General features: G+C 70.3%; 19 protein-coding genes. 7 read left to right on the top strand and 12 right to left on the bottom strand.

Annotated elements, in window-relative coordinates; translation table 11 throughout:
• Positions 1-20 precede the first annotated feature (20 nt).
• From HOV77_RS24250 to HOV77_RS24240, 3 genes are all read left to right on the top strand, one after another.
• Positions 21-902 (top strand): PAC2 family protein, encoded by an 882-nt coding sequence (locus HOV77_RS24250; protein WP_290865388.1) that lies wholly within the window; start codon positions 21-23, stop codon positions 900-902.
• A gap of 102 nt (positions 903-1,004) precedes the next feature.
• The gene (locus HOV77_RS24245) at positions 1,005-1,832 is read left to right on the top strand and encodes a GntR family transcriptional regulator (protein ID WP_290865386.1); all 828 of its coding nucleotides are present in this window, start codon (positions 1,005-1,007) and stop codon (positions 1,830-1,832) included.
• A 48-nt stretch (positions 1,833-1,880) separates the two neighbouring features.
• A complete protein-coding gene (locus HOV77_RS24240; protein WP_290865384.1) occupies positions 1,881-2,273 on the top strand; it encodes an Hsp20/alpha crystallin family protein in 393 nt (130 codons plus the stop codon).
• On the opposite strand, the gene HOV77_RS24235 is transcribed toward HOV77_RS24240, so the two are convergent.
• Both HOV77_RS24235 and mshC read right to left on the bottom strand, forming a co-directional pair.
• A complete protein-coding gene (locus HOV77_RS24235) occupies positions 2,274-3,482 on the bottom strand; it encodes an MFS transporter (protein ID WP_290865382.1) in 1,209 nt (402 codons plus the stop codon).
• A gap of 82 nt (positions 3,483-3,564) precedes the next feature.
• On the bottom strand, positions 3,565-4,803 hold the full coding sequence (mshC, locus tag HOV77_RS24230; protein WP_290865380.1) for a cysteine--1-D-myo-inosityl 2-amino-2-deoxy-alpha-D-glucopyranoside ligase: 1,239 nt from the start codon (positions 4,801-4,803) through the stop codon (positions 3,565-3,567).
• Positions 4,804-4,903: 100 nt separating this feature from the next.
• Here mshC and HOV77_RS24225 point away from each other — a divergent pair, with 100 nt between their 5' ends.
• Both HOV77_RS24225 and HOV77_RS24220 read left to right on the top strand, forming a co-directional pair.
• The gene (locus HOV77_RS24225) at positions 4,904-5,476 is read left to right on the top strand and encodes a DUF3090 domain-containing protein (protein WP_290865378.1); all 573 of its coding nucleotides are present in this window, start codon (positions 4,904-4,906) and stop codon (positions 5,474-5,476) included.
• Positions 5,457-6,230, top strand: a complete 774-nt coding sequence (locus tag HOV77_RS24220) for an SCO1664 family protein (RefSeq protein ID WP_290865376.1) — start codon at positions 5,457-5,459, stop codon at positions 6,228-6,230. Before HOV77_RS24225 ends, HOV77_RS24220 begins: the two co-directional genes overlap by 20 nt.
• Here HOV77_RS24220 and HOV77_RS24215 read toward each other — a convergent pair.
• Positions 6,223-6,672, bottom strand: coding sequence for a GNAT family N-acetyltransferase (locus HOV77_RS24215; protein WP_290865375.1), 450 nt, complete (start codon positions 6,670-6,672; stop codon positions 6,223-6,225). The two genes, HOV77_RS24220 and HOV77_RS24215, sit on opposite strands and share 8 nt — an antisense overlap.
• A 52-nt stretch (positions 6,673-6,724) precedes the next feature.
• Here HOV77_RS24215 and HOV77_RS24210 point away from each other — a divergent pair, with 52 nt between their 5' ends.
• Both HOV77_RS24210 and HOV77_RS24205 read left to right on the top strand, forming a co-directional pair.
• Positions 6,725-7,261: a helix-turn-helix domain-containing protein gene (locus HOV77_RS24210; RefSeq protein ID WP_290865373.1), complete on the top strand. Its 537-nt coding sequence runs from the start codon at positions 6,725-6,727 to the stop codon at positions 7,259-7,261.
• A 2-nt stretch (positions 7,262-7,263) separates the two neighbouring features.
• Complete coding sequence (locus HOV77_RS24205) at positions 7,264-8,085, top strand: MOSC N-terminal beta barrel domain-containing protein (protein WP_290865372.1); 822 nt, start codon at positions 7,264-7,266, stop codon at positions 8,083-8,085.
• On the opposite strand, the gene HOV77_RS24200 is transcribed toward HOV77_RS24205, so the two are convergent.
• The 9 genes from HOV77_RS24200 to HOV77_RS24160 form a co-directional block, all read right to left on the bottom strand.
• Entirely contained in the window at positions 8,078-9,049 is a 972-nt protein-coding gene (locus HOV77_RS24200) for a trypsin-like peptidase domain-containing protein (RefSeq protein WP_290865370.1), read from the bottom strand. The genes HOV77_RS24205 and HOV77_RS24200 overlap by 8 nt on opposite strands.
• 24 nt (positions 9,050-9,073) lie before the next feature.
• Complete coding sequence (locus HOV77_RS24195) at positions 9,074-9,757, bottom strand: MSMEG_4193 family putative phosphomutase (RefSeq protein WP_290865368.1); 684 nt, start codon at positions 9,755-9,757, stop codon at positions 9,074-9,076.
• Positions 9,758-9,776: 19 nt separating this feature from the next.
• Positions 9,777-10,616, bottom strand: a complete 840-nt coding sequence (locus HOV77_RS24190; protein ID WP_290865366.1) for an undecaprenyl-diphosphate phosphatase — start codon at positions 10,614-10,616, stop codon at positions 9,777-9,779.
• The gene (locus HOV77_RS24185; RefSeq protein WP_290865364.1) at positions 10,617-11,684 is read right to left on the bottom strand and encodes an LLM class F420-dependent oxidoreductase; all 1,068 of its coding nucleotides are present in this window, start codon (positions 11,682-11,684) and stop codon (positions 10,617-10,619) included. It abuts the gene before it with no gap.
• Positions 11,685-11,723: 39 nt separating this feature from the next.
• Positions 11,724-11,915 carry a DUF5703 family protein gene (locus HOV77_RS24180; RefSeq protein ID WP_290865362.1) on the bottom strand — a complete coding sequence of 64 codons (192 nt, stop codon included), beginning with the start codon at positions 11,913-11,915 and terminating at the stop codon, positions 11,724-11,726.
• Positions 11,916-11,955: 40 nt separating this feature from the next.
• Positions 11,956-12,909: an aldo/keto reductase gene (locus HOV77_RS24175; RefSeq protein ID WP_290865360.1), complete on the bottom strand. Its 954-nt coding sequence runs from the start codon at positions 12,907-12,909 to the stop codon at positions 11,956-11,958.
• Between the two features lie 105 nt (positions 12,910-13,014).
• Positions 13,015-13,659 (bottom strand): hypothetical protein, encoded by a 645-nt coding sequence (locus tag HOV77_RS24170; protein ID WP_290865358.1) that lies wholly within the window; start codon positions 13,657-13,659, stop codon positions 13,015-13,017.
• 54 nt (positions 13,660-13,713) lie between these two features.
• The gene (locus HOV77_RS24165) at positions 13,714-15,006 is read right to left on the bottom strand and encodes a M20/M25/M40 family metallo-hydrolase (protein ID WP_290865356.1); all 1,293 of its coding nucleotides are present in this window, start codon (positions 15,004-15,006) and stop codon (positions 13,714-13,716) included.
• A 68-nt stretch (positions 15,007-15,074) separates the two neighbouring features.
• Positions 15,075-15,902 (bottom strand): SGNH/GDSL hydrolase family protein, encoded by an 828-nt coding sequence (locus HOV77_RS24160; RefSeq protein WP_290865354.1) that lies wholly within the window; start codon positions 15,900-15,902, stop codon positions 15,075-15,077.
• Positions 15,903-16,066 lie beyond the last annotated feature (164 nt).

Genomic DNA, 16,066 nt, shown 5'->3' with positions numbered 1-16,066 from the left:
CTGCGGACTAGGGTGTAGGTGTGAGCGAGTTCGACGGACTGCCGACCCTGCGCAACCCGGTGGCGCTGGCCGCCTTCGAGGGCTGGAACGACGCGGCCGACGCGGCCAGCGGCGCCCTCGACCATCTCGAGCAGGTCTGGGACGCCAAAGAGGTGGCGGCGGTGGACCCCGAGGACTACTACGACTTCCAGGTCACCCGGCCGCACATCAGCCTGGTCGACGGCGACACCCGGCGGATCGAGTGGCCGACGACCCGGTTCCTGGTGGCCAGCCCGCCCGGCGCCGACCGCGACGTCGTGCTGATCCGCGGGATCGAGCCCAACATGCGCTGGCGTGGCTTCTGCGCCGACGTCCTTGAGCTGTGCCACAGCCTGGAGGTCGGGCAGATCGTGCTGCTCGGCGCGCTGCTGGCCGACGTTCCCTACAGCCGTCCGCTGCCGATCAGCGGCAGCTCGCCGAACGCCGAGGCGATGGAGCGCTACAACCTGCTGCCGACCCGATACGAGGGGCCGACCGGCATCGTCGGGGTGATGCACGACGCGGCGCAGACCGCCGAGCTGGAGTCTCTTTCGTTCTGGGTGCACGTCCCGCACTACGCCAACAACCCCCCGTGCCCGAAGGCCACTCTCGCGCTGCTGCACCGGATCGAAGAGGTGCTCGACCTGCCCGTTCCGGTGGGCGACCTGGCGGAGGAGGCCGCCGAGTGGGAGGACAAGGTGCGCGCCGCCGGCGAACAGGACGCCGAGCTCGGTGAGTACCTGCGGGAGCTGGAGGAGCGCGCCGGCGACGCCGGCCTCCGGCCGCTGTCGGGCGACGAGATCGCCAACGAGTTCGAGAAGTACCTGCGCCGCCGGGGCGGGGGCAACTCGGGCCCGGCCGGTCCGACCGCCGGTTTGTTCTAACCTTCGGCAATACCGAATCGGACACAACGGCGATTCGAACACATCGCCGAAGCAATCCTAGGAATCTAGGTATTCGGACATCAGTGCGGCAGAATCCCGCTTGTGACAGAGGTGAGCACTTCCGGGATCAATCCGGGCGTCGCCGAGTACCCGCACCGGCAGATCGCCGACGCGCTGCGCGCCCGGATCCGCCGCGGCGACTGGGCCGCCGGCGAGCGCCTGCCCAGCATCCCCGCGATGGCGACGATGTTCGGCGTCGCGAAGCAGACCATCCAGCGCACCGTCGACCAGCTCCGCGTCGAGGGGCTGCTCATCACCAAGCCCGGCTCGGGCACCTACGTCCGCGGCACGCGCCGCCGCCTCAACCGCCTCGCGCGCGGCCGCTACGGCGCTCATCGCGGCTACCACGCCGATCTGGCCGCGCGCTACCGCCAGCAACTCGTCTCCGTCGGCCGCGAGGCCGCGCCCGCCGAGGTCACCGACGCGTTCGGGGTCCCCGACAACACGATCCTGGTCGTACGCCGTTATCTCGTGCGTACGCTGGACACCACGGTGTCGCAGGTGACCGTGGAGGTCGGCGCCTCCTGGTTCCTGCCGTCCGATGTCGACGGTTCCGGGATCGAGCGCGCGGAGGCGTTCGGGCGACCGCTCTACCAGGAGGTCGAGGAAGTCACCGGGCGGCGCTACGTCAGTGCCACCGACGTGCTCAGCGCGCGGTTGCCGACGCGGGAGGAGTCCGAGCTGCTGGCGATGCGGCCCGACACGCCCGTGCTGCACCTGCTGCACATCGCGTACGACGCGAAGCACCGCCCGATCGAGGTGGCCCAGTCGACCTGGCCCGGCCCGATGACGACGCTGACCGAGGACTACCAGATCCCCGCGCCCCGGCCGGAGTCCGCCGACGACGATCCGGGCCTGGTCCTCGGCTGAGTTACGTCTTCGCACCGGTCGGGTACAGGGTCGCCGGAGGTGGGAACGATGACGAACGAAACCGTGGAGGTACGCCCGACCGAGCGCGGCTGGGAGGTGGTGGCGGCGCTGCCCGGGGTCGCGCCGGAGGAGGTCGCCGTCGAGGTGGCCGACCGCGAACTGCGCATCGTCGTGGCGTCCGAGGACGGAGCCACGCCGGCGGCGCTGGATCAGCGGGTGAAGCTGCCCGAGGACGTGGACCCCGATCACGTCGACGCGACCATGGATCACGGGCTGCTCACCGTGCGGCTGCCTCGCTCGGAGACGCTTCCGGAGCCGATCCCCGGGCAGATTGCGACAGCCGAGGAACAGCTCGACCGGGGCCGGGAACCGGCCGGCGGCTACCCCACCGGCGAGGACGCCACCGGCAAGAACGTCGCGGCCGGCGTACCCCTGAGGTGATCAGGCCGCGGCGGGCTCGGTGGCGGATTCGGCCGGGGCCCGGCGATCGGCCGGCGTGATCGGCACCGAGACCAGCGCGAACAGGGCGGCGAGCCCGATGCCCACGGCATAGCCGTTGCCCGCGATCAGTGCCCCGATGAGGCCGGGCGTGAGTGCGCCGACGATGTTCTGCACCATGTTGTGCACGCCGAGCGCGCGCCCGGCCCACGCCGATCCGGCGAGCTCCGCCACGGCGGTGAAGGCGAACCCGTTGCCTGCCATGGCGACCACGAGTGCGCCGATCAGCAGGGCTGGGCTCACTCCCGCGTCGAACTTGATGGCGGCCGCCGCCAGCAACCCGACCAGTCCGTTGACCACGGCCAGCTGCCGCATCGGGCGAACGCGGCTGCCGACGGCGTCGGACCACCGTCCACACGCGAGCCGGCACAGCGCCCCGAAGATCTGTACGCCCGCCAGCAGCTGACCGGCGAGCGCCGGATCCCAGCCGCGCTCGGCGACGAGGTAGTCGTAGGTGAACGCCGCGGTGGTGAACTGCGGCACGACGAGCAGCATCGCCGAGCCGTGGATGCGCCACAGATCGGGCAGCCGGTACGGGTTCCGCCCGTTCGCCGGGCCCGCAGCCGCACCCCGGGGCGGGTCGACCACGAAGATCGCCACCACCACCGACGTCACCAGGCACACCGCCGCCAGTACGCCCAACGCCCCCGGCAAGCCGTGCGCGGCGGCCACCGGCGGCAGGGCCAGCGCCGCGACCGCGATGCCGAGCGGCTGCGCGGCCTGCCGGAACGCCATCGCGACCCCCCGGCGCTCGGGCGGGAACCAGCCCAGCACCACCTTGCCGCTGGCGGAGTTCGCGGAGGAGCCCAGCGCGCCGGCTAGCCCTAGCAGCAGGCCGGTCACCGGGATCGACGGGTCCGTGAGCGCGGCGATCGCCAGTACGACGCCGGCGAGCCCCTGACCGAGCGACATCGTGATCCGCTCGCCGAACCGGTCGGCGATCCAACCCCAGGCCACCAGCGTGAACAGCATCCCGGCACTCGGCGCGCCGACGATGAGGCCGGCCTGGCCGAGGCTGAGCCCGTGACTGCGGAGCACGGGCACGAGCACCGGCAGGCCGTACATGAAGACACAGCTGGCGCCTTGGGCCGCCATGCCGAGGGCCAGCATGTTCCAGGGGCGGGGCCTCCGACCCGACGGTGCCGTGCTCATGATCCTGACGCTATGCCCGTCGTCTCACAAGTCAAGACAACTATCCCGACATTTGGGACAGCTGTGGCTCAGCTCACGAGACCTACAGGTAGACGCCGAGGAGGGCGTCGACGGTCGACGACATCAGCTCCGGCGCGTCCGGGTCGCTGCCTTCGCCACTGAGTGCTCCGTCGACCCATTCGTCCACCAGGGCAAGGGCTTTCGGAGTGTCCAGATCGTCGGTCAGCGCTGTGCGTACCCCTGCCAGAAGAGCCGCACCCGACGGACCGGCGGGAGCCGACGCGGCCGCACGCCACCGGGCCAGGCGCTGTTCCGCAGCCTTGAGCACGTCGTCGGTCCACTGGCGGTCGGCGCGGTAGTGGTCGGCGATGAGCGCGAGCCGCAACGCGTTCGAGTCGATGTGGTCGGCCCGGAGCCGGGACACGAAGACCAGGTTGCCGCGGGACTTGCTCATCTTCTCACCGTGCAGGCCGATCATCCCGGCGTGCACGTAGTGCTGGGCGAACGGTGCCGCGCCGCTGAGCACCTCGGCGTGCGCGGCCGAGCATTCGTGGTGCGGGAAGAGCAGGTCGTTGCCGCCGCCCTGCACCTCGATGGTGTCGCCGATGAGGGTCATCGCGATGACGGCGCATTCGATGTGCCAGCCGGGGCGGCCCGGGCCGAGCGAGCCACCCGGCCACGAGGGCTCGTCGGGCCGTACGCCGCGCCACAGCAACGGATCGAGCGCATCCCGCTTGCCGGGGCGCTCGGGGTCGCCACCGCGCTCGGCGAAGAAGCCGAGCATCTGCTCGCGCGACAGGTTCGACTCGTAGCCGAACCGCGGCGCGGCGCTGATGTCGAAGTAGACGTCCCCGGTGCCGTCCTCCAGCCGGTACGCCACTCCGCGTTCGAGCAGTTCCTGCACCTTCTCGGCGATGACCGGGATGGACTCGACCGCGCCGACGTAGTGCTCCGGCGGGATGATCCGCAGCGCCTCCATGTCCTCGCGGAACAGCGCGGTCTCCCGCATCGCCAGCACGACCCAGTCCTCGTGGTCGCGCGCCGCCCGCTCCAGCAGCGGATCGTCGATGTCGGTGACGTTCTGGACGTAGACGACCTCATGCCCGGCGTCCCGCCAGAGGCGGTTGACCAGGTCGAACGTGATCATCGTGGCGGCGTGCCCGAGGTGGGTCGCGTCATACGGCGTGATCCCGCAGACATACAACCCGGCCCGGCCGTCCGGCTGGCTCGGATACTTGTCCCGGCGAGCCGAGTCGAACAGGTACAGGGGCTGGCCCGCGCCGGGCAGGCGGGGCACCTCGGGAGCGGACCACGATTCCATCCCGCCAGCCTATCCGGCCCCCGGACCGGCCCCATCCGGGTGCGCCGGGAACAAGCGCGCCGGGTGCGCGGTTGAGAATTCGGGAGGCTAAGGTCGGAGCATGACTCATCAGGTGTTCGCGTTCGACCCGCCCGAGCGGTTCGTGGCCGGCACCGTGGGTCCGCCTGGGGAGCGGACTTTCTACCTGCAGGCGCGCGGCGGGGGCCGGGTGGTCAGTGTCGCACTGGAAAAGGTGCAGGTTTCGCTGCTCGCCGAGAAGCTCGAGGAGCTGCTCGCGGAGGCGCATAGCCGGTTCGGGCTCAAACTGCCCGACTCGTCGGCCGTCGTCGACAACAACCCGCTCGACTCCCCGGTCGAGGAGGAGTTCCGGGTCGGGACGCTCGGGTTGGCGTACGACGTCGAGGACAGCTCGGTCATCATCGAGGCGATCGCCGTCGAGGAAGTCGAATTCGACGCCGACGCCGAGACCGACAGCCCCGAGGACGAGGCCGCCGAGATCCCCGACCATCTCGACCGGCTGCGGGTCCGCCTGACGCCGCAAGGCGTACGGGACTTCGTGGATCGCGCCAAACGAGTGCTCGCCGCCGGCCGGCCGCCGTGCCCGCTGTGCGGTCAGCCGCTCGACCCCGCCGGCCACCTCTGCCCCCGGAACAATGGCTACCACCGGCGGTAAGCCGACGCTGGCGCTTCTCACCCACGGTGAGATGGAGATCGAAGGCCGCCTGGTCGACGCGTCCAACACCACGCTCCGGGTGATCCTCACCCATGAGGGAGTCGAGGCCCGCGCGGTTTACAAGCCGGTACGCGGAGAGGCTCCGCTCTGGGACTTCCCCGACGGTACGCTCGCCGGTCGCGAAGTGGCCGCCTACTTGGTGAGCGAGGCGCTCGGCTGGAACATCGTGCCGCCGACGGTGCTTCGGGACGGGCCGCTCGGTCCGGGCATGTGCCAGCTGTGGATCGACGAGCTCGACGAGCCGCCGGTCGATTTCGTTCCCGCGTACGCCTTGCCCGAGGGCTGGTTCCCGATCGCGAGCGCGCGGGACGAGGACGGCGACGCGTACCTGCTGGCGCATGCCGACCTGCCAGGCCTGGCGCGGATGGCCCTTTTCGACGCCGTCGTCAACAACGCCGACCGCAAGGGCGGGCACGTGCTCGCCTCCGGCGATCGGTTGTACGGCGTGGACCACGGCATCTGCTTCCACGCCGAACCCAAGTTGCGGACCGTCCTCTGGGGATTCGCCGGGCGGGAGATCCCGGACACGTTGCGTACCGATCTCAAGGGACTGCGGCTCGACGGGCTGCTCGACGAGCACCTGACCATCACCGAGATCTCGGCGCTGGCCGATCGGATCGGGATGCTCAGTACGCTCGGTGTCTTCCCGCAGCCCGACCCGGACCGGCGCGCCATTCCCTGGCCGCCTATCTAGTGACCGCCCAGGTCTTGGCGTCGACCTGCCGAAAGCCGGCCTTCTCGAGTACGCGCACCGAAGCCGGGTTCTCCGTGGACACCGTGGCGTAGATCCGGGTCAGGCCGAGCTCGGCGAATCCCTGGCGCACCATCAGCATCGCCGCTTGCGTGGCCACTCCACGGCCCCAGTGGTCGGGGTGGACGACATAGCCGAGTTCGCCTTCCGACCCCTCGATCGTCAGCCCGATGGAGCCGACCACTTCCCCGTCGAGGACTATCGCGCGCTCCTTGCGCGGCGAATCCGGCTGCGCGGCCAGCTGAGTCACGAAGGTCCGCACGTCTTCGACGGACGGCACCTGCGCGGCGTCGACCGTCGGCAGGACAAGGGGATGAGCCGCGAAGGCGTGGAACTGCTCGGCGTCGCCGGGGGTGAGTTCGCGGACCACAACATCGATCGTCATGCTCGAAACAATACGCTCGAAACAGTTCTTCCGAAAGAGTAGACTTTCCGGCATGGATGCCCGGACAATGCGTGCCCTCGCCCATCCGACCCGCCTGGCGCTGCTGGAGGTGCTCAATCTGCATCCCAGCCTCACCGCGACCGAGGCGAGCGAGCTGATCGGCATCTCCCCCACCAACTGCGCGTTCCACCTGCGCACCCTCGGCCGCTACGGGTTCGTCGAGGAGGTCGAGACCGGTCCCGGCCGCCGCCGCCCATGGCGGATCAAGGAGACCGACATCCGCTTCTCCGATACCGAGGGCGAGGCCGCGAGCGCGCTCGCCGACGTCATGCTCGACCACTGGCTCACGCGCATCCGGGCGGTTCAGGGCCGTCGCCACACGCTGCCTGCGGCTTGGCAGGAGGTCCTCGGGGGTTCGCAGACCATCGTGTACGCGACGACGGCGGAGACCGCCGAGCTGGTGGAGGATCTGCGCGCCGTCTTGAGCCGGTACGCCGATCGCGCGCGCGATCCGGATCAGCGCCCGGCCGACGCCGAGGCGGTCGAGATCCTGGTGTTCACCCAGTTGTTCGACGCCCTATCCTCGTGAGCGTGCGACTGGCGAGCATCCATCTGTACCCGGTGAAGTCCCTCGGCGGCGTGACCGTCGACGAAGCAGCCGTCGAACCCTGGGGGCTGCGGCACGACCGGCGATGGCTGGTGCTCCACCCGGACGGCAGCTACCTCACCGCGCGCGACGAACACCGGATGCTCGGCGTCACCGCCGTTCCGGCGGCCGGATCGCTGACGCTGACCGGCCTGGACGGCAGCCGGTTGACCGTGGCCGAACCGGTGGACGGCGACCTGGTACCGACCGAGGTCTCCCGGCTGGAGCAGATCCGGCTGGCCCCCGCGGAGGCGCACGAGTGGCTGTCCGTCCAGTTCGGACGGTCGCTGCGGCTAGCCTGGCTCGACGATCCGCGCCGCCGCTCGGTCGGGCTCGACCACGGCGGTCAGCCGGGCGACCCGCTGAACCTCTCCGACGCCGGTCCCCTGCTCGCCGCCACCACCGCCTCGATGCGCCGGCTGAACGACTGGATCGCCGACGGCGCGGCCGAACGCGGCGAAAAACTGCCGGAACCGTTGCCCGTCAGCCGATTCCGGCCCAACCTCGTCTTCGACGGCGTGACCGAGCCGTTCGCCGAGGACGGCTGGCAGCGCGTACGGGTCGGGTCGGTGGACTTCCGGTTCGCCGAGGTCTGCGATCGCTGCGTGCTGACCACCATCGACGCGGCGACCTTCCGGACCGGCAAGGAACCTATCCGCACCCTGTCCCGGTTCCGCAAATGGGACGGCAAGACCTGGTTCGGCGTACGCCTCATCCCGCTGCGCGACGGCGTGATCCGGGTGGGCGACGACCTGACGGTCAGCTGAGTTCGGCCGGGACCGCCACGACGTCGACGAACGCGCCCCGGCGTAGCACCGTCAACGACAGCCGCTGCCCGATCGCCGGCCCGAGCATGAGCCGCTGGACGTCCTGAACGCCCTGGACCGGCTTGCCGCCCGCGCTGACGAGGATGTCGCCGAGGTACATCCCGGCGACTCCGGCCGGGCTGCCCGGGACGACTTCGACCACCCGCAGTCCCCGGCGCTGCCCCAGGCGCTCGGCGATCGGCGGGGGCAGCGGCACCGGCACACCGGCGACGCCCAGCCACGCTCGGCGTACCCGTCCATGGCTGACGAGATCGGCGATGATCTGGCGGGTGTTCGCGTTGATCGGCACCGCGAGGCCGAGGCCGATGCCCGCGACGGCGGTGTTGACGCCGACGACGCGACCTTGCGCGTTGGCCAGCGCGCCGCCGGAGTTGCCGGGGTTGAGCGCGGCGTCGGTCTGGATGACGTCGTCGATGAGCCGGACCCGGCGGCCGTCCTGCACGGGCAGCGACCGGCCGAGCGCGCTGACCACCCCGGCCGTGACCGAACCGGCCAGACCGAGCGGGTTGCCTACGGCGACCACCAGCTGGCCGACGCGCAATTCGTTCGCGTCGCCCAAGGTGGCCGGGGGCGAAGCCGTCGCGGCAACCCGGACGACCGCGAGGTCGGCGAGCGGATCGGCGCCGACGAGGTCGAACCGGGTCTCCTCGCCGTCGCCGAACTCGGCCGTGCCGGTCTGCGCACCCGCGACGACATGCGCGCTCGTCAGGAGGAATCCGTCGGCGGTGAACAGGACGGCCGAGCCGGCGCCCGCCCCCCGGGGTGTACGCACGCTGAGGCTGGCGACGCTGGGCAGCACCGTCGCCGCCACCGAGGTCACGATCCGGGAGTACGCGTCGAGGGCGTCCGTCTCGAGGTTGTCGGCATCCATGTATCGGTGAACGTCGGCGCTCAGCCGAACCATCCAGCCGTCCGCCCTAGGCGAAAATCACGCGCCGCCACCGACGGCCGCGTCGCCCGTCGGGACTTCTCCCGTCGCCGGATGCTTGACCGGGAAGAGGCTCTGGAGGTCGCCGCCGGTGTCCGACAGCCGCAGGACGAACGGCCGGTTCGGCGTGTAGCGGATCGCGGTGATCGATCCCGGGTCGACCGAGATCCGCTGGAAGAGGTCGAGATGCAGGCCGAGCGCGTCCGCGACGATCGCCTTGATGACGTCGCCGTGGCTCGACGCGACCCAGATCGCGTCCGCGCCGTGGTCGGCCTCGACCCGGGCGTCCCAGCTGCGGACGGCGGCCACCGCGCGGGTGGCCATCGCCGCCATCGACTCACCGCCGGGGAAGGTGACCGCCGCCGGATGTTGCTGGACCGTGGCCCACAACGGGTCCTTGGCCAGCTCGGCGAGCTTGCGGCCGACCCACGCGCCGTAGCCGCACTCGGTCAGCCCGGCCTCGACGACCGGCGCGACGCCGGGCAGCGCGAGTTCGAGGGTCTGGCGGCAGCGCTTGAGCGGGCTGGTCACGACGGCCGCCAGCGGCAGGCCCGCGAGCCGCCGGCCGACCGCCTCCGCCTGCTGCCGTCCGCGGTCGTCCAGCTCCACCGGCAGGTCGCCGGCGAGCACGCCGTCGGCGTTCGCCGTGGTACGCCCATGGCGCAGGAGCAGAACGGTGGTCACGGCAGAAGTCTAGTTTTTCTCAGTACGCCGTGATCGCCCCGGTGACGAGCAACGCCATGATGCCCAGTCCCAGGAGGACGCGGTACCACACGAACACCATGATCGAGTGGTGCGCGACGAACTTGAGCAGCCATGCGATCGCGGCGTACGCCACCACGAAGCTCACGATGGTGCCGACGGCCAGCGCGACGGTCGACACGGACGGGCCGGAGATCGCGTCCTTGAGCTCGTAGAGGCCGGCCGCGGTGAGCGCCGGGATGCCGAGCAGGAACGACAGCCGGGTGGCCGTCACCCGATCGAGGTCGCGAAGCAGACCGGCGGTGATGGTCGCGCCGGACCGGGAGACGCCGGGGATCAGCGACAGGCACTGGGTGAAGCCGATGATGATCGAGTCCTTCATCGTCAGGCCGCGTTCGCCCTTGATCTGCGTGGCCGCGTGCTCGGCGAACGCCATCGGGATGCTCCACAGGATCAGGGCGGCCGCGACGACCCACAGGCTCCGCAGGCCGCCCTTGATCAGGTCCTGGGCGAGGAAGCCGACCACCCCGACGGGAATCGACCCCACGATGACGTACCAGGCGAACCGCCAGTCGGGCTCTTGCCGGGCCGAGGCCGAGAACAGACCCCGGACCCAGGCCTTGACGACGCGGACGATGTCTTTGAAGAAGTAGATGATGGCGGCGAAGATCGCGCCGATCTGGATGACGGCCGTGTACGCGGTGACCGCCTCGTCCTTGATGTCGAGCCCCAGCAGCTGCTCGGTGATGGTCAGGTGACCCGTCGACGACACCGGGAGGAATTCGGTGATCCCTTCCACGACGCCGAGCACCACCGACTGCCAGACCTCGATCTCCGACATCTACTCTCCCACTCCCGACATCTCCAGCGCCTCAGCGAGCGTACGCAGCGTCGCCATCCCGGATTCCGCGTCCGCGGCGAAGAGCGACACCGAGAGCGTAGTCACTCCGGCTGAGGCGTAGTCACGCAGCCGGGCCGCGATCCTCTCCTTCGGACCGAGAAGGCTGGTCCGGTCGATGAACTCGAACGGAATCGCCGCCGCCGCATCGCGATGACGCTTGGCCAGATACAGGTCCTGGACCTCGCGAGCCGCCTCACCGTAGCCCATGCGAGTGGCGAGCTGGTTGTAGAAGTTCTGCTCACGACTGCCCATGCCGCCGACGTAAAGGGCGGCGTACCACCGGATCAGCTCAGCGCAGTTGGCCAGCCCCTCGGGCGAGTCGTCGTCGCCGACGACCACCGGCACACTGGGCACGACATCGAAACCGTCGAGCGTCTTGCCCACCTTGGCCCGGCCGCGCGCGATCGCGGCGAGGTGCTCCTCGGCGTGCTCCGGCGAGTAGAAGATGGCCAGCCAGCCGTCGGCGATCTCGCCCGCGAGCTCGAGGTTCTTCGGGCCGATCGCGGCGAGGTAGATCGGGACGTGCTCGCGTGGCGGGTGGAAGCCCAGCTTCAGCGCCTTGCCGGGGCCGTCCGGCAACGGCAGCTCGTAATGCTCGCCGTGGTACTCGACGGTCTTGCGGCCGAGCGCCAGCTTCACGATGTCCACGAACTCCCGCGTACGCGCGAGCGGCTTGCCGTAGCGGACGCCGTGCCAGCCTTCGGAGACCTGCGGACCCGAGACGCCGAGGCCGAGCCGGAAACGGCCGTGGCTCAGCGCGTCGATGGTCGCGGCGGTCATCGCGGTCGCGGCCGGGGTCCGGGCGGGGATCTGCATGACGGCGGAGCCGACGTCGATCCGCTCGGTCTGCCCGGCGATCCAGGCCAGCATGCTGGGCGAATCCGAGCCGTACGCCTCCGCCGCCCACACGACGGCATAGCCGAGCCGGTCGGCCTCCTGGGCGAGGGCGAGGTGATCCGCCGGGGTGGACCACGCGGTCTGATAGCCGAGGCTGAGTCCAAGCTTCATGCCGACATGCTACTGGCGAGTAGCCTCCTGGCAACCACCCTAGGTCGACAGGCCCGGCAGCAAGCCCCCGATGCTCGGCCGGCGGAGAACCACCCGGCGCGTTCCGTCTTTGAGCAGCTGGAGCCGGTCGAGCTCCCAGCCGTTGTACTCGGCCTGCAACGTCAGCCGCACCGCGGCGGTCATCCTGTCGACATCCGGTGGCAACCGCAGCGGTGCGTATTCGTAGTCCATAGCCCGATCCTGCGCCTGCGGGGCGAATGCGACAAGTACCTCACGCGGGTTCTATTGCGGAGACGTCGTCGAGCGCCCGGCTGATCTGCGGCGGCAGCTCGACCTCCTCACACCGCAGCGCCTCGCCCAGTTGGTCGGCCGTACGCGCGCCGAGCACCGGAGCAGTCACGCCCGGCCGATCCCGGACCCAGGCCAGCGCCACCTGTGCGGGTGACACCCCGAGTCCCTCGGCAGCTGTGCGTACCGCCTCGACGATCGCCGAGCACCGCGGATCCAGGTACGCCAGCACGAACTGCTCGTATTGGGGCGAAGCCGCCCTGGAGTCGGCGGGACGCCCATTGCGGTACTTGCCGGTCAGTACGCCCCGGCCGAGCGGTGACCACGGCAGTACGCCGACGCCGAGCGCCTCACAGGCGGCCAGCGACTCCCGTTCGACACTGCGTTCCAGCAGCGAGTACTCGAATCCGGCGGCCACGATCGGGGCGCGCTGCGGCCAGGCCTGCTGCCACGTGGCCGCCCGGGCGATCTGCCAGCCCGCGAAGTTGGCCACCCCGGCGTACCGGACCTTGCCGGTGGACACGGCGTGGTCGACCGCCGCCATCGTCTCCTCGAACGGCGTCGCCGGGTCGTAGCCGTGGACCTGCCAGATGTCGAGGTAATCGGTGCCGAGACGGCGCAGCGTCACGTCGAGGCTGCGCAGTAGATGACCGCGCGAGCTGTCGCGGCGGCGCGCCCCCTGCGACCGTACGCCCGCCTTGCCGATGATGAGCAGCTCGTCCCGGGGAACCATGGCGTCCAGGAGGGTGCCGAGGACCGCCTCGGCTTCGCCGTCGGCGTACACGTCGGCCGTGTCGACCAGCGTCCCACCGGCATCCACAAAGGACTTGAGTTGCGCACCAGCGTCATCGGGGTCGGTGTCGTGACCCCAGGTCATCGTGCCGAGGGCCAGCCGGGAGACCGACAGCCCGCTACGGCCGAGCGGACGCTGCTGCATGAGGTGAACGATATTCGCTCCGGGCGTGTCGCGTCACTGCCACCCGGCGGCAGTCGTCCGGGTGGCAGTGGGTGCGCGCGATCGGTCCCTGATCAGTGGCCCTGATCAGTGCTCGTGGTCGTGGTCCTCGTCGTCCTCGGCGTGCAGGTGCTCGTCCATCCGGCCGATGAGCCGGTCGCTGCCCGACAGCGTGAACGGGCCGGCGCCGTCGCTCTCCTCGAACGCCTCCGGGTCGAGCGGCTCGTCCACCTCGGCCACCGCGACCAGGCCGTCCAGCGGCTCCAGCTCCGGGATGTCGAGCGCGGCCAGCGAACCGTCACCGGCCTGCAGCAGCTCGACCAGGGCCTCGCTCACCGACTCGACCGCGCCGGACTCGGCGCCCATGGCCGTGTCCCGTGCCTCCTGGCCCGCTCGCAGCAGGGCCGACACACTGGGTACGCGGTAGTCGCGCCGCTGCCGCACCGAGATCACCCGGGAGTGCGGGTCGTCGCCGGCGGCCGCCTCCTCACCGAAGAACTGGTCGGCCTTGTCGACGTCGATGCTGTCTACGTTCCACGGCGTGACCTCGCCGAACACGTCGAGCAGCGCGTCGTCGTACGCCACCGAGGCGTTGTTGAGCCCGACGTAGGTGCGCCAGACCTCGTCGTCGTCGATCTTGCCACCGGCGGCGCGTACCGCCGCGAGGTGTTCACGCGCCGCGGTGATGACCGCCTCCAGCGCGGCGTCGACCTGGGCGTCGGTGTAACTCATGGGCTTGTCCCCTTCGGACTCTTCAACGGTTCTCAGCGATGGGCGAGGCGGCGCTCAGCTGCTGCGGAGCAGGCGGTCCAGCACTCTAACGCCGAACTCTAGTCCCTCCGCCGGGACGCGCTCGTCAATGCCGTGGAACAGCGCGGCGAAGTCGAGATCGGCCGGCAGTTTCAGCGGCGAGAAACCGAAGCAGCGCATGCCGAGCGTGGCGAACGCCTTCGCGTCGGTGCCACCCGAAAGCATGTACGGCACCGGGCGTGCCCCGGCATCCTCGGCCCGCAGCGCCGCCGCCATCGCATCGACGAGCGGCCCGTCGAACGTGGTCTCGAGAGCGGCCTGGTGGTGGACCGTCTCGATCTCGATCTGGTCGCCGACGACCTCCCTGAGCTGGCGCTGGAACTCCTGGTCGAAGCCGGGCAGCGTACGGCAGTCGATGGTGGCGCTGGCCTTGCCCGGGATGACGTTGTCCTTGTATCCGGCGGCCAGCCGAGTCGGGTTGGCGGTGTTCCGGATGGTCGCACCGACGATCCGGGCGATCGGGCCCAGCTTGGCGATCGCCGTCTCCGGGTCGTCCGGGTCCAGCTCGACGCCGAGCACCTCGGAGACGTGCTCGAGGAACGCCCGCACGGTCGGCGTCACCTCCACCGGGAAACGCGTACGCCCGAGCCGGGCGACCGCCTCACAAAGTGCGGTCACCGCGTTGTCGTCGTTGACGAACGAGCCGTGCCCGGGGCGGCCGGCGGCGTGCAGCCGCAGCCAGTCGATCCCCTTCTCGGCCGTCTGGATCAGATAAAGACGCAGGTCCGGTGCGACCGTCACGGAGAAGCCGCCGACCTCGCCGATCGCCTCGGTGCAGCCGTCGAACAGCTCGGGGTGCTGCTGCACCAGGAAATGAGCGCCGTAATCGCCGCCCGCCTCCTCATCGGCGGTGAACGCCAGGACGATGTCGCGCGGCGGGACGTAGCCCTCGGCCTGCCAACCGGCGACCGTCGCGAGGATCATCGCGTCGAAGTCCTTCATGTCGACCGCGCCCCGGCCCCAGACGTAGCCGTCCCTGACCTCGCCGCTGAACGGGTGGACCGACCACTCGCTCGCGTCGGCCGGCACGACGTCGAGGTGCCCGTGGACCAGCAGCGCGCCCCGCGAGGAATCCCGGCCGGGGATGCGGGCGACCAGGTTGGTCCGGCCCGGCGCCGACTCCAGTACGGCCGGCTCGATCCCGGCGTCGCTCAGCACGGTCGCGACGAACTCGGCCGCCTTCCGCTCACCTGCGCTCGTGGCGAGGTCACCGGTGTTGGTCGAGTCGATCCGGATCAGGTTGCTGCAGAGGTCCACGACGTTCGTCATGCAGTATTCCTACCGCAAGCAGGCCGGGAATCCGACCCCGGCCTGCTGCGCAGAAGATCACCCGAGGGTCACCAGCCGAAGCCGGCGGCGTAGGTCACGCTCGCCAGCACGGCCTGCCCCGAGGTGTTCGGGTGGAAGTAGTCCCACCCGGAGACCTGGGACAGCTGGAACGGATAGTTGAACACCGCGTTGTCGTCGAAGTCGCAGTTCGCCCCGTACGCAGCACAGGCCTGGGCGAGCTGGGTGTTGAAGTCGACGACGCGCTGGCGTACGCGAGCCCGCCGGTCGACGTCGGCCTGAGCGGTCGAGGTCGGGTTGGCCAGCAGCGACTGGCAGATGCCGAACAGGCCCCAGGTGCTCACGGCGGAGCCGCTGACGTGCCCGACGTTCCAGAGCTGCCACACGTTCGGGATGGAGATCAGCGCGACCTTGGCGCTGGGCAGCCCGGTCTTGATCCGGTTGAGCGCGGAGTCGATCGAGGTCCGGAAGGCCGCGACCGAGGTCATCGACGACTCGCTGCTGGTGCAGGCGTCATTCGCGCCGATCAGGATCGTCACGTACTGGACGCCCTGGCCGACGGCGGTCCCGGCCTGGCCGTACATGTCGGCGACCTTCGCCCCCGACTTCGCGTCGTTGTAGTTCTTCCCGGAGATCGCCGAGTTCTTGGCGAGGATTCGGGAGTACTGGCTGTTGACCGAGGAGTACGTGCCGGTGCTCCAGGACCTCGACGGGCAGTCGACGTACCAGCCGCAGGCGTTGAACCCGCGGGTGATGGAGTCACCCATGCTCGCCATCGAGTTGGGCGGCGGGCCGGGGTCGGCGGCGGCCGGTGAGGCGAGCAGAACGGCCGTGACGAGGCCGGCGAAAAGGGCGAGGAACTTGCGCGGTACGCGCATCGGGGGCCTGCCTTTCCTGTGGGGACGGGGGTTACCAGACAGTAACGTCGGTGTGGCCTCCATCACAAGAGTTACACCCATGAATTCACCGACGGGTGCCGGTCCAGCATGGACAGCCGATCGATCATGTACTTACGGGATCGATCAGGGCGCTGGGAACACGC

The sequence above is a fragment of the Hamadaea sp. genome, assembly GCF_013362815.1.
In the GTDB taxonomy this organism is placed as follows: Bacteria; Actinomycetota; Actinomycetes; order Mycobacteriales; family Micromonosporaceae; genus Hamadaea.
Note: the sequence above shows the minus strand (reverse complement) of the source record. Positions and strands in the feature narration are given on the sequence as shown.

Bases quoted from the DNA above. Each gene is read 5' to 3' on its own strand.
- HOV77_RS24240 (WP_290865384.1), top strand. From the start codon at position 1,881: ATGACGAACGAAACCGTGGAGGTACGCCCGACCGAGCGCGGCTGGGAG.
- HOV77_RS24235 (WP_290865382.1), bottom strand. From the start codon at position 3,482: ATGAGCACGGCACCGTCGGGTCGGAGGCCCCGCCCCTGGAACATGCTG.
- mshC (WP_290865380.1), bottom strand. From the start codon at position 4,803: ATGGAATCGTGGTCCGCTCCCGAGGTGCCCCGCCTGCCCGGCGCGGGC.
- HOV77_RS24225 (WP_290865378.1), top strand. From the start codon at position 4,904: ATGACTCATCAGGTGTTCGCGTTCGACCCGCCCGAGCGGTTCGTGGCC.
- HOV77_RS24220 (WP_290865376.1), top strand. From the start codon at position 5,457: ATGGCTACCACCGGCGGTAAGCCGACGCTGGCGCTTCTCACCCACGGT.
- HOV77_RS24215 (WP_290865375.1), bottom strand. From the start codon at position 6,672: ATGACGATCGATGTTGTGGTCCGCGAACTCACCCCCGGCGACGCCGAG.
- HOV77_RS24210 (WP_290865373.1), top strand. From the start codon at position 6,725: ATGGATGCCCGGACAATGCGTGCCCTCGCCCATCCGACCCGCCTGGCG.
- HOV77_RS24200 (WP_290865370.1), bottom strand. From the start codon at position 9,049: ATGGTTCGGCTGAGCGCCGACGTTCACCGATACATGGATGCCGACAAC.
- HOV77_RS24190 (WP_290865366.1), bottom strand. From the start codon at position 10,616: ATGTCGGAGATCGAGGTCTGGCAGTCGGTGGTGCTCGGCGTCGTGGAA.
- HOV77_RS24185 (WP_290865364.1), bottom strand. From the start codon at position 11,684: ATGAAGCTTGGACTCAGCCTCGGCTATCAGACCGCGTGGTCCACCCCG.
- HOV77_RS24180 (WP_290865362.1), bottom strand. From the start codon at position 11,915: ATGGACTACGAATACGCACCGCTGCGGTTGCCACCGGATGTCGACAGG.
- HOV77_RS24175 (WP_290865360.1), bottom strand. From the start codon at position 12,909: ATGCAGCAGCGTCCGCTCGGCCGTAGCGGGCTGTCGGTCTCCCGGCTG.
- HOV77_RS24170 (WP_290865358.1), bottom strand. From the start codon at position 13,659: ATGAGTTACACCGACGCCCAGGTCGACGCCGCGCTGGAGGCGGTCATC.
- HOV77_RS24165 (WP_290865356.1), bottom strand. From the start codon at position 15,006: ATGACGAACGTCGTGGACCTCTGCAGCAACCTGATCCGGATCGACTCG.
- HOV77_RS24160 (WP_290865354.1), bottom strand. From the start codon at position 15,902: ATGCGCGTACCGCGCAAGTTCCTCGCCCTTTTCGCCGGCCTCGTCACG.